This is a genomic window from Sphingomonas sp. NY01, assembly GCF_038809135.1.
In the GTDB taxonomy this organism is placed as follows: Bacteria; Pseudomonadota; Alphaproteobacteria; order Sphingomonadales; family Sphingomonadaceae; genus Sphingomonas; species Sphingomonas carotinifaciens.
The window spans coordinates 101,241-115,220 of sequence record NZ_CP101723.1; the positions used below are offsets into that span (position 1 = coordinate 101,241).

Genomic DNA, 13,980 nt, shown 5'->3' on the forward strand with positions numbered 1-13,980 from the left:
CGCCGCCGTGCAAGTGGTGCTATCGAGAAGCGAGAAGGTCATCTTCACAAGTCCTAGCGATAACAGATTGCCGCAACTGCCATAACCGGTCACTCATCTCGCTGAACTAGCTATCGCGATCCACAGCGCCGACGACCTACGCTATCCGGCCAAGCTTTTGCTATGCGCCTTTCGCGCATCTACCAAGTGCCGCTGGTAGCAATACTAAACTGTGCATATGCACCTTTAGGGTCAGGATCTGTAATTTGCGTCCGCTCGGCGGTTGTCCCTTGAGGGTCTCAAGGATCTGTCCGCACTCGCCGACCTGTCGGTCGGTGGTGCTGTATCGGGTCTCACAAGGCCGGACGTTGCATTGACTCGAAGCGGGCTTGGCAGCCCATCTGATAACCTTCGCAGATCGTCCGTCCCTGCGTTCCCTCGCGGGACACCGCCATCGGGTCAGCTGGAGAGCATCACCGCTGGCGAAGGGAGCTTACCTCTTTTCAGGCCTCGAACAAGGTGCCGTCGCGCAACATGGCGTGCATGATGACGGCGAGGCGGCGGGCGAGCGCGACCCGGGCCTTCTTGAGACCGCGTCGCTTGGCGATCTTCAGCGCCCAGGTCTTCAGCGTGAAGGTCTGGCGCGTGCGCGTCAGGATCGAGTTGGCCGCTTCGTAGAGCAGCTTGCGGACGGTGCCGTCGCCCTGCTTGGTGATCCGGCCCGTCCAGTCGAGTTCGCCGGACTGGTGCCGACGCGGGACGAGGCCAAAGTAGGCGCCAGCCGTGCGCGACCGCTTGAACCGGCCCGCCTCATCGACGGCGGCAGCGAACGCAGCCGAGGTCTGCACGCCGACTCCCGGCATGCTCATCAGGGCCTGACAGGCCGGAGAGGCGATGCTGATCGCCTTGAGCTCGCGATCCATCCGACGGATCTCGTCAACCAGGCCGGTCCGCGCCCGGAGCAGCGAGGCCACCGCCTCACCGAGACCCGGGATGGCGACGGCGGCCTGCACCCGCGCGAGGAACCGCTCGCCTTGGCCGGCCCCCGGCCTAATCCCGAAGGTGGCGCAGAGGCCACGGATGGTGTTGTCGAGCCGGACACGTGCTTCGACCAGATGCGTGCGGGCGGTGATCACCGAGCGCACCCCGTGTGACGTCGGCGATTTGACGTGCACCTCCTTGTAGAAGCCTGTCCGGGCCAACTGTGCGAGGCCCGCCGCATCATGCGGATCAGTCTTGTTCGCCTTCATCGCCTTGAGGCTCTGGTGGGCCTGGCGCGCATCGATGCACACGATCGCGACGCCCAGCTCGTGCAGGCCACGCGCAACCCATGGCGTCATCCGGCCGGTCTCGATCACCACGCGTTCCATCGGACCATGGCGTTCCAGCAGCGCGGCGATCGCTTCCGGCGTGCTCTCCACGCATTGCGCTGCGACCTTGCGCCCTTCGGCATCGACAATGCAGACGTGCGACGTTTCCATCGACAGGTCTATTCCGGCATAGTGCTTCATAGCTGCTTCCTTCCTTCAGGTCCGACAACCAGAAGGTGCGCTGCTCAGCCGGCCCGGGGAAGCAGCCACAAATTACACGATGACTCGTTGATCAGAGCCAGAAGATGACGGTGGCAGCAAGGGCGACGGCGGAGAAGAAGGCTGTGGGGCAACGGTCGTAGCGGGTGGCGACACGTCGCCAGTCCTTGAGGCGGCCGAACATGATCTCAATGCGGCTGCGACGCCGGTAGCGTCGCTTGTCGTATCGGACTGGCTCGTTTCGCGATCGGCGGCCCGGGATGCAGGGCTGGATGCCTTTGGCCTGGAGTGCGTCCCTGAACCAGTCAGCGTCGTAGCCGCGGTCACCCAGTAGCCACTGCGCCTTGGGCAGATCGTCGAGCAGCGCGGCTGCGCCGGTATAGTCGCTGACCTGCCCGGCCGTCATGAAGAAGCTCAACGGGCGGCCATTCGCGTCGGCAACGGCATGGAGCTTGGTGTTCATGCCGCCTTTGGTGCGGCCGATCAGGCGGCCGAGATCCCCTTTATGGATGGCTCGCCCCTTATCTGAACCGTTGTTGCTTCACGACAGCGGGTCTTTTGCGGAAGGAGCGAAGGTCATGGACGTATCGGTGCTCGGGATCCATCTTGGCAAGACCAGCTGCAGCGTGGTTGGGCTAGACGCCACTGGCAAGGTTGTCGTCCGCCGGCGAATGCGGCGCGAGACGGTCATCACCTACGCGGCGACCTTGCCGGCCTGCGTTGTAGCAATGGAGGCCTGCTGCGGTGCGCATCACATGGGACGTGCCTTGGCGGGACAAGGCCATGCAGTGCGATTGATGTCGCCGGAATACGTCCGGCCTTACGTTAAAGCGCAGAAAAACGACGACCGTGATGCTGAAGCGATTGCGGAAGCGGCAACCCGGCCGACCATGCGGTTCGTCGATTTGAAGACCGAGGAGCAACTCGACATGCAGACGCTGCACCGCATCCGCGACCAGCTCGTCGGAGACCGCACCTCCCTGATGAACCAGATCAGGAGTCTTCTCCTCGAGCGTGGTTACATAGTCCCACAAGGGCGTGCAAAGCTCGCCGTCCGGCTGGGCGAGATGCTCGACGGTGACGAACCAGTGCTCGGCCCGCGCATTCACCGGCTGGTGAGCGACATGCGCTTACGCTGGGCTGCCCTCGACGAGCGGATTGAAGATCTCAATGCTGAGTTCACCGAGGCTGCTCGCACAGACGAGCGAGCGCGGCGCCTGCTCACTACTCCCGGCATAGGGGCGCTAAATGCAACCGCGCTGGTGGCAGCCATCGGCGATGCCCGGACCTTCGGGCGTGGTCGCGACCTTGCCGCATGGCTAGGCTTGGTGCCACGGCAGGCAACAACCGGAGGCAAACCGCGATTGCTCGGTATCACCAAACGTGGAAGCCGTTACCTGCGCAAGAACCTGATCCAAGGTGCGCGGGCGTCCCTGCCGGTCATGAGCAAGAGCGATACGCGACTTGGCGCCTGGCTACGCGGCCTCCTCTCACGTTCTCATCACAACACCGTCGTGGTGGCATTGGCCGCCAAGATGGCGCGTATCGTGTGGGCGCTGCTGCGACACGAGCGCATCTATGATCCGGTTGCACAAGCAGCCTGAACAAGCTCGGCCGGCGCGCCTTGCGCCAGCTGAATGATGTCTGCGGGAGGTGAGTGAAAGATGGCCTGACAGTCGACCGGTGTCCCGGAACCCTATGGCTAAAAATGGCACTCGATGCCGGCCCCTTTATGAGGACCAGGACGCGCGGATCTCCATCTTGGCCAACGACCTTGAGTCGAAAGGCCGGATACGTTTTCGCAGATTGCTCAGAACATCAGACACAAACCGCTTGCCGACGGGGCGAGCCATACGTTTTAACCCGCAGGCTTGATGCCGTGCGGTGCGCCTTCAGGTAGGTCGCGTCGATCATCACGGTCTTGGGCTCCGCATCGACCGCCGCCAGCCCCTCCATCATGCGCGTGAATACGCCTCGCTCGCCCCAGCGCTTCCACCGTTTATACAACGTCTTGTGAGGACCATACGCGTTTGGCGCGTCTCGCCAGCGCAGCCCGTTGTGGTTGACGAAGACGATGCCGCTCAGCACCCGCCGGTCATCGACACGCGGCTTGCCGTGGCTCTTCGGAAAGAACGGCCGCAGCCGCTCGATTTGCTCGTCCGTCAACCAAAACAGGTCGCGCATCCCAGTCTCCTCACGGAGCCTGAATCAGATCGCAGCCGTAACATCAATGGGTCCTGACCCTAGTAAGTAGCACAAGGAACTTTCGAAGTAGGCTACCAGCTGCCTGTGAAATTGGTAATCGTTAAAGTCGAAAGCGCATACCGAACGCGACCCGGCGATCTTGAATAAGATCGGCTTTTGGGCGATAGGAAAAGCCGTAATAGTCGATCCGGTCGGGGCGGGTCAAGTTTTGGGCATCGAGAGTAAGCGTAATCTTGCTTGTCACGTCGTAGTTGAGCGAGGCATCCAGCTGAGGCTGGGCATTTGTATAGATGGGAAGGTTGCCAGCTCCGCCGCCACCTGTGGTGTTCACGAACGCTGAGCGCCAGTTGTAGGCGACGCGTAGGCTGACTCCGTATTTTTCGTAGATGCCGACGAGGTTATAACTGTTCTTCGACAAGTTCTCCAACGGCACAGTCTGGCCAACGATAGACGAGGGCGCCTTGCTATCGACGTATGTGTAATTGGCCTGGATGCCGAGCCCATCGAGCGGAGACGGAAGGAACTCGAAAAACTGCTGAACGCCGACTTCTACGCCCTTGATACGTCCGTTGCGCCCGTTCCGGGGGCGGCTGACAAGGTAGTTCACGCCGTTATAGACCTCCACGGCGTTACTATTCTGTATGAAGCCGTTGACGTTCTTGATGAAGCCGGCGGCGTACAGCAATCCTCCGCCAGGGATATACCATTCAAGCGACGCGTCCGCCTGATCGGCCCGTAAGGGTTGGAGATTGGCATTGCCTGCACTGCCGGTCAGGAAAAGATAGTCGAGCCGCAGCGCAGGATTGAGTTGGGAGAAGCCGGGACGCGTGAGCGACTTTGATGCGGCCAAACGCAGTTGCAGATTGTCGCGCAGCTTGGCCCGGAAGTTGATGCTCGGTAGCGCGTCGACATAATTCGTCGTCTGCTGCAAGGGCGCGAACCCGCCACCCGCCACGGTCGTCGCGCTATTGCCGACCAGCCCAGTCCTGATGACCCGCATACCCGCATTGCCGTCCACCGGTATCGATAGGATTGTCGATGCAAATTCTACCTTCGCGTAACCGGCAACCGTTTCCTCGGTGAAATCATAGGCGTTTGTCGGGATGAGCGCCGGTAGTTGGGTGGTTCGGTATCCCAGGCTTTGCCGGATTCCACTGTAATCGCGGACTAAATCCGCGCGCGGCGTAAGCCATTGCCGTATCGACAGGTTGCGGCCGGAGAACAGATCGTCGTCCGTAAGCTCGAAGAGGTTGGTGTATCCCGACGCCGCGACCGAGTTGGTGTAGGAAAAAGTGTCGTCCAAACGACGCGAACTGACGTCCCTCTTGGCATAACGCACCCCGAACTTGACCGCCGTCAGCCCCTCGTCACCAATCGAGAAGCGGCCGTCGAGCCGCGCGGCGATCTGCTCGCCGCGGGTCCTAGTCCTGCTGTAGGTCAACCGATCGAGCATGAAACCGCCGATTGACGTCGGATCCAGCCCCTGGATCGAGATGATTGGCAGCGAGCTCGTCAGGTCCAGATCGTAGCGCGACGTCTGCGCACGCAGACCGAGTTCCTGATACACGCTGAGCGAGGTGCTGCGATTGTAGCTGACGTCGCCAGTCAACAGCACTCCGTCGCGTTCGAACTTTCCCCCGATCGCCGCCTGATAGGTGTCGGTATCGTCGTCTTGCGTATAGGTGCTCGTCGTCAGCCTGGCGTTGGTCCATGTCCCGCGACGAACCGTTAGATTGTCTTCCGCGAACTCGAACGGCGGCGCGGCCACCGCGGGCGAGGTTCGAATGCCGGAGTTCCCGGTCAGCGCATAGATTAACTCGTTATCCTCGCGTGACCGATAGCGCGTGTAGAGGCCGTCGATGTGGAACTCGAGATCGTCGCTTGGCGCCCATTGCAGCGTCCCGTTCACGCCGAGCTGCTTCCTGTTCCCGTAGACGTAGCGCTGGCCGACATCGGTTGGCGCCACGATTAGGTCGCCGGGATCATTGGGAAACACGCCGTCCTGATCACGATCGTAGAGGTCCCGGCGCTCGCTGAAGGTACCGACCGCATTGCGGTCGACGCGGTACACGAAATTCTGGTAGCTGGCGCTTAGCAGGGCACCGACATCGCCGATGCCGGTTTCCTTGCGGCCGCTGATCAGGACCGAGGCATAGGGCGTCACCTTGTCTCGCAGGTCGGTATATTCGCCCTTTGCGCTGACCCCAAACTCAAAGCCTTTGAAGTCGAACGGGCGACGGGTCCTGAGGTCGACGGTGCCCCCCAACCCCCCTTCGATCTGGTCGGCTTGGACCGTCTTGTAGACGTCGATCCCCGACACCAGCTCCGCCGGCACGTCGGACACGGTGAGCGAGCGCGATGCGGCGGAGAAGACCTCGCGGCCGTCAAGTAGAGTCTGCACCTGGCTTAGCCCGCGGATCGCGATGCCGCGCCCCTGACCCTGACTGCGCGTAATTTGGACGCCGGTGACGCGTTGTAGCGCCTCCGCCACATTGTTATCGGGCAGCTTGCCGATATCCTGCGCAACGATGGAGTCAACGATGGCGCCCGCGTTTCGCTTAATTGCGGCTGCACTGCGCAAGCTAGCGCGGACACCAGTGACCACGATGTCTTCCTGACCCGCATCTGCAGCTTGCCCTGCCGCCGGAGCCGCGGCCGAGGTGCCGACCTGCGAGGCAGATGTAGCGGCTTCCTGCTCTGACGACTGCAAATCTGCACCTTCGCTGGGCGTCGGCGTCACTTGGGCGTAGGCGGAACTAGCGATCGTCAACGCCCAAAAGCTGGTTCCGATAAGAAACTTGCGCATTCGTCCCTCTCCTTTTTTGGTCTGACTAATGAGAGGAGATGTGCCAGTCAACTACGCTATTTGGCTTTCTCACGACGGTATGCTGATGGGGCTTTCGTCACGAAGCGGTCAGCCTGAAACCTCCGCAATTCGCCGCCCACCTTGCTACGGCTCCACGCAATTAAATGGCCTCTGCCGAACCGAAGATGCGTTCGCGTAGGTCTGCGGTGCGGAGCCTCGCCTCCTCGATGACTTGCAACTCGGTGCGCGCCAGCAAGTGCTCGATCACTTGGTCAAGATGCAGCCGCATCGCCTCGCGCGCGGCTTGTGGATCTCGCTGACGCAGGGCGTCGAGGATCGCCTGATGCTCGTGAACCCGTGGCTCGAGCCCAGTGCCGCGCGCCCGCTTGTGGATGTTGCGGGCCAGGTCGGAGCGGTCGCGCATCAGCCACAGTTCGGCGATAATGCCAACCATCGCACTGTTGCCGGTTGCCTGCGCGATTGTGATATGAAAATCGCGGTCCGCCTGTTCGCCAGCGCGTTCATCGGCATCGCGCATCGTCGCCAGCAATACCTCAAGGCGGCCAAGATCGTCGTCGCCGATGCGTAGCGCGGCCAAACCTACTGTTTCTACCTCGTAGATGCGTCGGGCTTCCATCAGTTCGAAGGCCCCTATATCCAGGGCGTTCGCCTCATCCGCTGCCCGACTCCGGCTGACGACATAGATCCCGGAGCCTTTCCGCATGTCGACGATGCCCAACATCTCGAGGGCGACCATCGCTTCGCGCACCGTGGTGCGGCTGACCTGATAAGTTTCCGCGAGTTCGCGCTCCGTAGGTAGTCGCGCACCGATATCAAATTCGCCAGCGGCGAGTTGATCGAGAACGCCGTCGCATACGCGGCGATACAGCTTGTCTGACTTCTGCATATCACGAATCTAGTGCATCAGAGCGGTAGTGCAAACAGGCAGATTACCATCTGGCCGAATGAGTTGACAGGCCAAAACCCATGTGGTTGTAGGGCAGAAGGAGAGGCCGGCGTTAGGTATACCATCGGTACGTTGTGGCTCTCCGCGCCCATAAAATCGGTATTGGACCGAACCTGTCATGCCAAAGATCGTTGATGCACGCATCACAGTCACCCGCCCGGGACGCAATTTCGTCACGCTCAAGGTAATATGCGACGACGGCACCACCGGGGTTGGCGATGCGACGCTGAACGGCCGAGAACTCGCGGTGGCGAGCTATCTAGGCGACCACGTCGTGCCCTGCCTGATCGGCCGCGATGCTCATCGAATCGAGGACATTTGGCAGTATCTCTATAAGGGCGCTTATTGGCGTCGGGGGCCTGTCACCATGACTGCAATCGCTGCGGTCGACATGGCCCTTTGGGATATTAAAGGGAAAGTAGCCGGGCTGCCCGTCTACCAGTTGCTCGGCGGCGCCGTACGCGAGGGGTGCACCGTCTACGGCCATGCCAACGGCACCTCGATCAACGACACGATTGCCGCCGCGCTTGAGTATCAAGCGCAAGGATACAAAGCGATCCGCCTGCAATGCGGCGTGCCAGGCATGGCTTCTACCTACGGCGTTAGCAAGGACCGCTATTTCTATGAACCCGCTGATGCTGCCCTGCCGAGCGAGAACATGTGGTCGACGGCGAGATACCTGCGCGTCGTGCCCGACCTGTTCAAGGCCGCGCGCGAGGCACTGGGCTGGGACGTCCACTTGCTGCACGACGTCCATCACCGTCTGACCCCGATCGAAGCCGGGCGGCTCGGCCGCGATCTGGAGCCCTATCGCCCGTTCTGGATCGAAGACGCGACCCCCGCGGAGAACCAGGATGCGTTCCGCTTGATCCGGCAGCACACCACCGCGCCGCTGGCGGTCGGCGAGATCTTCAATTCAATTTGGGACTGCAAAGACCTGATTGAGAACCAGCTGATCGATTATATCCGCGCCACCGTCGTCCATGCCGGCGGCATCACCCACCTGCGCCGCATCGCCGCGCTCGCCGATCTATATCAGGTGCGGACTGGCTGCCATGGCGCGACCGACCTATCGCCGGTGGCGATGGCGGCAGCGCTCCATTTCGGCCTGTCAGTGCCCAACTTCGGCATCCAGGAATATATGCGCCATACCGCGGAAACCGACGCAGTCTTCCCGCACGCCTATGGCTTTGCCGACGGGATGATGCATCCGGGCGACGCCGTGGGGCTGGGCGTCGACATTGACGAGGATCTGGCCGCCCAATATACGTATCGCCCGGCCTACTTGCCCGTGAATCGGCTGGAGGACGGTACCTTGTGGAGTTGGTGAGGTGAGTGCGCTGCCCACCGCAGCTCCCGAAAAGCCGCGTGGCCGCATCCGCTGGATCGTCTGCGCGCTGCTGTTCGCCGCGGTGGCGCTGAGCTATATTGACCGGCTCGTCCTACCGACGCTCAAGCCCGAACTGCAGGCGCGCTATCGTTGGACCGAACAAGGCTATGCCGATCTGGCGATCGCGTTCCAGGCGGCTTACGGCCTTGCCTATATCCTGTTCGGCCGGTTCGTCGACCGGGTCGGGGCGAAGGTCGGGTATGCGGTTGCGGTGACGTTGTGGACGATCGGCCACGTCGCCCATGCGCTATTCACCAGCGCGGGCGGGATGATCTGGGCACGGTTGCCGCTTGCGGTGGGTGAGGCGGGGGCGTTCCCGGCGGCACTAGCGGCGGCGAATGCATGGTTTCCGCAGCGCGAACGCGCGCTGGCGATCGGAATTTTCAATGCCGGGTCGAACGTCGGGGCGATCCTGACGCCGCTGATCGTGCCCGCGATCGCGGTGGCGTTCGGCTGGCGGATGGCGTTTATCGCGACGGGTGCGCTGACGCTGCTGTGGCTGGCGGCATGGCTGGCCTTCTACCGCAGCCCGGCCGAGCATCGCCGCGTCACGGCCGAGGAACTGGCATGGATCGAGCAGGAGGAGGCGGCACTCGCACACCCGGTCGCGTGGCGGACGTTGCTGCGACTGCGGCAGACCTGGGCCTATGTGCTGGGGCGGTTTCTGATCGACCCGATATGGTGGACGTTCCTGTTCTGGCTGCCCGATTTCTTCAACCGGCAATATGGCGTCAGGATGCTCGACTTCGGGCCGCCGCTGGTCGCGGTCTATCTGCTGGCAGACGTGGGATCGCTGGCGGGGGGGTGGTTCTCGTCCCGGCTGCTGGCGCGGGGGGCTAGCGTCAATCGCGCCCGAAAGACCGCGATGGCGGCCTGCGCGATCCTGGCGCTTCCGATCATCTTCGCGGCGCACGCGCCCGGCCTGTGGTGGGCAGTGCTGGCGATCGGACTCGCCTGCGCCTGTCATCAGGGGTTTTCGGCTAACGTCTATGCAATCCCCGGCGACCTGTTCCCCCGCGGGACGGGCGGGTCGGTGATCGGGCTTGGCGGACTGGCGGGGGCGCTGGGCGGCATGGCGATGGCCAAGTTCGCGGGTACGATCCTGGCCGGGGTCGGCGGCTATGGCCCGATCTTCGCAGTGGCGGGCTGTGCCTATTTCGCCGCGCTGCTCGTCATCCACCTGCTGATCCCGCGCTATGCCCCCGTCGCGCCGGAACGCCTGCCATGACCCACCCGCTAACCCTCCACCCCGACCGCCTGTTTCCCGCCGATCCGGCGACGCGCGCGATCGCGCGCGACCTGTATGCGGGGGTGAAGGGCCTGCCGATCATCAGCCCGCACGGCCATACCGATCCCGCGTGGTTCGCCTATGACCGGCCGTTCGACGATCCTGCCAGCCTGCTGATCGTCCCCGACCATTACGTATACCGCATGTTGATGAGCCAGGGCGTGCCGCTCGATGCGCTGGGCGTTGCGACAGTCGACGGCAGCCCGACGGAGGCCGATCCGCGCACGATCTGGCGGATCTTCGCGGCGCATTACCACCTATTCCGCGGCACGCCGTCGCGGCTGTGGCTCGACTGGGTGTTCGCCGAGGTGTTTGGCATAGACGTCCGGCTGGAGGCGGCGACCGCGGACCATTATTACGACGTGATCGACGCGGCGCTGACGACCGACACCTTTCGCCCGCGCGCGCTGTTCGAGCAGTTCGGGATCGAGGTGATCGCGACCACCGAGAGCCCGCTCGATCCGCTCGACCACCACCGCGCGATCCGTGCGAGCGGATGGGGCGGGCGTGTTGTCACCGCCTATCGCCCCGATCCGGTGGTCGATCCCGACGCGCCGGGGTTTGCGGACCATGTCCGCCGGTTTGGCGCGACGGCGGGAATCGACGTGACGGACTATGCCGGCTATCTGGCGGCGCACCGGTTCCACCGCGCGCGGTTCCGCGAGGCGGGCGCGACCTCGACCGATCACGGCCATCCCTCCGCCGCGACCGCCGACCTGCCGACCGACGATGCGGCCGCCCTGTACCGGCGCGTGCTCGAGGGGCCAAGCGCGGCGGAGGCGGAACTGTTCCGCGCGCAGATGCTGACCGAGATGGCGACGATGTCCGTCGCCGATGGCATGGTGATGCAGCTGCATCCGGCGGTGCACCGCAGCCACAACGATGCGGTGCGGCGGCGCTTCGGGAGCGACAAGGGCGACGACATCCCGTTGCCGGGCGCGTTCGTCGCCGCGCTGAAGCCGCTGCTCGACCGGCATGGCAACGACCCGCGGCTGACGCTGATCCTCTTCACGCTGGATGAGAGCGTCTACAGCCGCGAACTGGCGCCGCTGGCCGGGCATTATCCCGCGTTGCGGCTGGGGCCGCCCTGGTGGTTCCACGACAGTCCGGAGGGGATGCGCCGGTTCCGCGAGGCGACCACCGAGACCGCAGGGTTCGGCAACACCGTGGGCTTTAACGACGACACGCGCGCCTTTCTGTCGATCCCCGCACGCCACGACGTCGCACGGCGCATGGACTGCGGCTTCCTCGCCCGCCTCGTCGCCGAACATCGGCTGGAACGGGACGAGGCGGCCGAGTTGGCGCGGGCTTTGTCGTACGACCTAGTCAAGCAGGCGTACCGGCTGTGAGGCTGTCGCCGGCGACGCTGGACCTGCTGCCCGCCGATGTCGCGCGCCCAGGCTATGACCGCGCGGCGGTGATGCGCGGGGTGGTGCATCTGGGGATCGGCGCGTTCCACCGCGCGCATCAGGCGGTGGTGTTCGACCGCGCGCTGGCGGCGGGCGACCTGCGCTGGGGCGTGACCGGCGTCTCCCTGCGCTCTGCGGAGACGCGCGACCGGCTGGCGGCGCAGGACGGGTTGTACACGCTGCTGATCCGCGATGGCGACGCGGTGACGGCGCAGGTGATCGGCGCGGTGCGCGAGGTGCTGGTCGCGCCCGAGGACCCGGCGGCGGTGGTCGCCGCGCTCGCCGACCCGGCCGTCCATCTGGTGACGCTGACGATCACCGAAAAGGGATACAGGCTGGATCGCGGCAGGCTGCGCATGGACGATGCGGACGTGGCGGCGGATCTGGCCGACCTGTCGGCGCCGCGCACCGCGATCGGTCTGATCGTCGCGGGGCTGGCGGCGCGGCGGTGTGCGGGCGTGGCGCCGTTCACCGCGCTGTCGTGCGACAATCTGCCGCACAACGGCGCGGTGCTGCGTTCGGCGGTGCTGGCGATGGCGGCGGCACACAATCCGGCGTTGCACGACTGGATCGCGGCCTCCGGTGCGTTCCCCGCGACGATGGTCGACCGGATCGTGCCCGCCACGACCCCCGTCGACATCGCCGCGCTGGCGGGCCGGAGTGGGGTCGAGGACCGCGCAATGGTGAAGACGGAGCCGTTCCTGCAATGGGTGGTCGAAGACTGGTTCTGCGGCTTGCGGCCCGATCTCGCCGCGCTGGGCGTACAGCTGACCGATGCGGTCGCCCCCTGGGAGGATGCCAAGCTGCGGCTGCTGAACGGCGCGCATTCCGGCATCGCTTATCTAGGCGGGCTGGCAGGGATTGATTTTGTCCATCAGTTCGTGGCGCGCGAGGAGGGGTGGGCGTTCGTCGATGCGCTGTGGGACGAGAGTGCGGCGACGCTTGATGCCCCGCGCGGCCTAGACATCCCGGGCTATTGCGCCGCGTTGATGGCGCGGTTCGGCAACGCCGCGCTGGAGCATCGCACCGACCAGATCGCGCAGGACGGGTCGCAGAAGCTGCCCCAGCGGCTGATTGCCCCAATCATGGCCCGTCGGGCGGCGGGGTTGCCGGTCGACATGCTGACGCTGGCGGTGGCGGCGTGGATGCGCTGGCAGGACGGGCGCGACGATGCCGGCAGGGCGTTCGCGATCGAGGACCCGATGGCGGCCACGACCGCGGCGGCGCTGGCAGGAAAGACGCGGGCGGCGGACCGGGTCGATGCGCTGCTGGCGATCGATGCAATCTTCCCGCCCGACCTCGCCGCGGACTGCGCGGTCCGCGATCGGCTGGTGGAATGGGTCGAGCGCCTGCAAGACCAGGGTGCGCTAGGCGTGCTGGCAGGGCTGGCGCACTGATGGGGCAGTTGTTGGCATTCGGCGAGATTATGCTGCGCCTGTCGCCCCCGGGGCGTGAGCTGTTGATGCAGACGCCGCGGTTCGACACGTGGGTGGCGGGCGCGGAGGCTAATCTGGTCACCGCGCTGGCGCGGCTGGGTCACGATGTCGCGTTGGCGACGAGGGTGCCCGACAACGACCTGGGTCTGGCCGCCGTCGCGACGCTGCGCGGCCACGGCGTCGATGTCGGCCGGATTGCAATCGGCGGGAACCGGTTGGGGCTGTATTTCGTGACATCGGGCGCGGGCCTGCGCGCGACCGAGGTGATCTATGACCGCGCTGGTTCCGCCTTTGCCGAAGCGCCAGCGGCGGCGTGGGACTGGGGCCGCTTGCTGGCGGGCGTCGACCGGCTGCACCTGTCGGGGATCACCCCGGCGCTGGGACCGGGGCCCGCACGTAGCGCGATCGCGGCCGCGGGCGCGGCACGCGCACGGGGCATCCCGGTGTCGTTCGACGGCAACTGGCGCGGCAAGCTGTGGGAGCGGTGGGACGGCGATCCGCGTGCGGTGCTGGCCGAGCTGGTGTCCCATGCCGACTTGATGTTCGGGAACCACCGCGACGTCGCGCTGCTGCTGGGCCGCACCTTCGATGGCGAGGGCGAAGCCCGCCGCCGCGCTGCCGCGGAAGCTGCCTTCGCGGCATTTCCCGGCCTCGCCATGATCGCATCGACCGCCCGCCACGTCGAGCATGTCGACCGCCACCGGCTGTCAGCTCGCATCGATACGCGTGGCGGGCAAGTCCAGACCGACGACGTTTTGCTGACCGGGATCGTCGACCGGATCGGCGGCGGCGATGCCTTCGCGGCGGGCGTGCTGCACGCCCTGCGCCGCGGCGGCGACCCGGCGACGGCGGCGCGCATCGGGCTAGCGCTGGCGGCGCTGAAACATTCGCTGCCGGGGGACGCCTCGTTGTTCCGGCAGGCGGACCTCGACGCCTATTTGGAAGGCGGGCTCGATGTCCGGCGATAAAAC

The 13,980-nt window shown here is 64.8% G+C and carries 9 protein-coding genes and 2 pseudogenes; 6 read left to right on the plus strand and 5 right to left on the minus strand.

Annotated features, from left to right (window positions below):
- Positions 1-482: 482 nt before the first annotated feature.
- Together NPJ82_RS16390 and NPJ82_RS16395 are read right to left on the minus strand one after the other, a co-directional pair.
- Entirely contained in the window at positions 483-1,490 is a 1,008-nt protein-coding gene (locus NPJ82_RS16390) for an IS110 family transposase (protein WP_342659222.1), read from the minus strand.
- 91 nt (positions 1,491-1,581) lie between these two features.
- Positions 1,582-2,001, minus strand: a pseudogene (locus tag NPJ82_RS16395) (IS5 family transposase); the annotation flags it as partial.
- Positions 2,002-2,086: 85 nt separating this feature from the next.
- On the opposite strand from NPJ82_RS16395, the gene NPJ82_RS16400 reads away from it, so the two are divergent.
- The gene (locus NPJ82_RS16400) at positions 2,087-3,112 is read left to right on the plus strand and encodes an IS110 family transposase (RefSeq protein WP_342659223.1); all 1,026 of its coding nucleotides are present in this window, start codon (positions 2,087-2,089) and stop codon (positions 3,110-3,112) included.
- Between the two features lie 253 nt (positions 3,113-3,365).
- Here NPJ82_RS16400 and NPJ82_RS16405 read toward each other — a convergent pair.
- The 3 genes and pseudogenes from NPJ82_RS16405 to NPJ82_RS16415 form a co-directional block, all read right to left on the minus strand.
- Positions 3,366-3,692, minus strand: a pseudogene (locus NPJ82_RS16405) (transposase); the annotation flags it as partial.
- A 121-nt stretch (positions 3,693-3,813) separates the two neighbouring features.
- A complete protein-coding gene (locus NPJ82_RS16410; RefSeq protein ID WP_342659224.1) occupies positions 3,814-6,519 on the minus strand; it encodes a TonB-dependent receptor in 2,706 nt (901 codons plus the stop codon).
- A 160-nt stretch (positions 6,520-6,679) separates the two neighbouring features.
- On the minus strand, positions 6,680-7,426 hold the full coding sequence (locus NPJ82_RS16415; RefSeq protein ID WP_342659225.1) for a FadR/GntR family transcriptional regulator: 747 nt from the start codon (positions 7,424-7,426) through the stop codon (positions 6,680-6,682).
- 178 nt (positions 7,427-7,604) lie between these two features.
- Here NPJ82_RS16415 and manD point away from each other — a divergent pair, with 178 nt between their 5' ends.
- The 5 genes from manD to NPJ82_RS16440 are packed head-to-tail and all read left to right on the plus strand — an operon-like array spanning position 7,605 to position 13,977.
- The gene (manD, locus tag NPJ82_RS16420; protein WP_342659226.1) at positions 7,605-8,816 is read left to right on the plus strand and encodes a D-mannonate dehydratase ManD; all 1,212 of its coding nucleotides are present in this window, start codon (positions 7,605-7,607) and stop codon (positions 8,814-8,816) included.
- A 1-nt stretch (position 8,817) separates the two neighbouring features.
- Positions 8,818-10,104 carry an MFS transporter gene (locus NPJ82_RS16425; protein ID WP_342659227.1) on the plus strand — a complete coding sequence of 429 codons (1,287 nt, stop codon included), beginning with the start codon at positions 8,818-8,820 and terminating at the stop codon, positions 10,102-10,104.
- Complete coding sequence (gene uxaC, locus NPJ82_RS16430; protein ID WP_342659228.1) at positions 10,101-11,513, plus strand: glucuronate isomerase; 1,413 nt, start codon at positions 10,101-10,103, stop codon at positions 11,511-11,513. Before NPJ82_RS16425 ends, uxaC begins: the two co-directional genes overlap by 4 nt.
- The gene (locus NPJ82_RS16435; protein WP_342659229.1) at positions 11,510-12,970 is read left to right on the plus strand and encodes a mannitol dehydrogenase family protein; all 1,461 of its coding nucleotides are present in this window, start codon (positions 11,510-11,512) and stop codon (positions 12,968-12,970) included. Before uxaC ends, NPJ82_RS16435 begins: the two co-directional genes overlap by 4 nt.
- The gene (locus NPJ82_RS16440) at positions 12,970-13,977 is read left to right on the plus strand and encodes a sugar kinase (protein ID WP_342659230.1); all 1,008 of its coding nucleotides are present in this window, start codon (positions 12,970-12,972) and stop codon (positions 13,975-13,977) included. Before NPJ82_RS16435 ends, NPJ82_RS16440 begins: the two co-directional genes overlap by 1 nt.
- Positions 13,978-13,980: the final 3 nt, after the last annotated feature.

What these genes read in the sequence shown, in the direction of transcription:
- NPJ82_RS16400 (WP_342659223.1), top strand. Translation starts at nt 2,087, where the DNA reads ATGGACGTATCGGTGCTCGGGATCCATCTTGGCAAGACCAGCTGCAGC.
- manD (WP_342659226.1), top strand. Translation starts at nt 7,605, where the DNA reads ATGCCAAAGATCGTTGATGCACGCATCACAGTCACCCGCCCGGGACGC.
- NPJ82_RS16390 (WP_342659222.1), bottom strand. Translation starts at nt 1,490, where the DNA reads ATGAAGCACTATGCCGGAATAGACCTGTCGATGGAAACGTCGCACGTC.
- NPJ82_RS16415 (WP_342659225.1), bottom strand. Translation starts at nt 7,426, where the DNA reads ATGCAGAAGTCAGACAAGCTGTATCGCCGCGTATGCGACGGCGTTCTC.
- uxaC (WP_342659228.1), top strand. Translation starts at nt 10,101, where the DNA reads ATGACCCACCCGCTAACCCTCCACCCCGACCGCCTGTTTCCCGCCGAT.
- NPJ82_RS16410 (WP_342659224.1), bottom strand. Translation starts at nt 6,519, where the DNA reads ATGCGCAAGTTTCTTATCGGAACCAGCTTTTGGGCGTTGACGATCGCT.
- NPJ82_RS16440 (WP_342659230.1), top strand. Translation starts at nt 12,970, where the DNA reads ATGGGGCAGTTGTTGGCATTCGGCGAGATTATGCTGCGCCTGTCGCCC.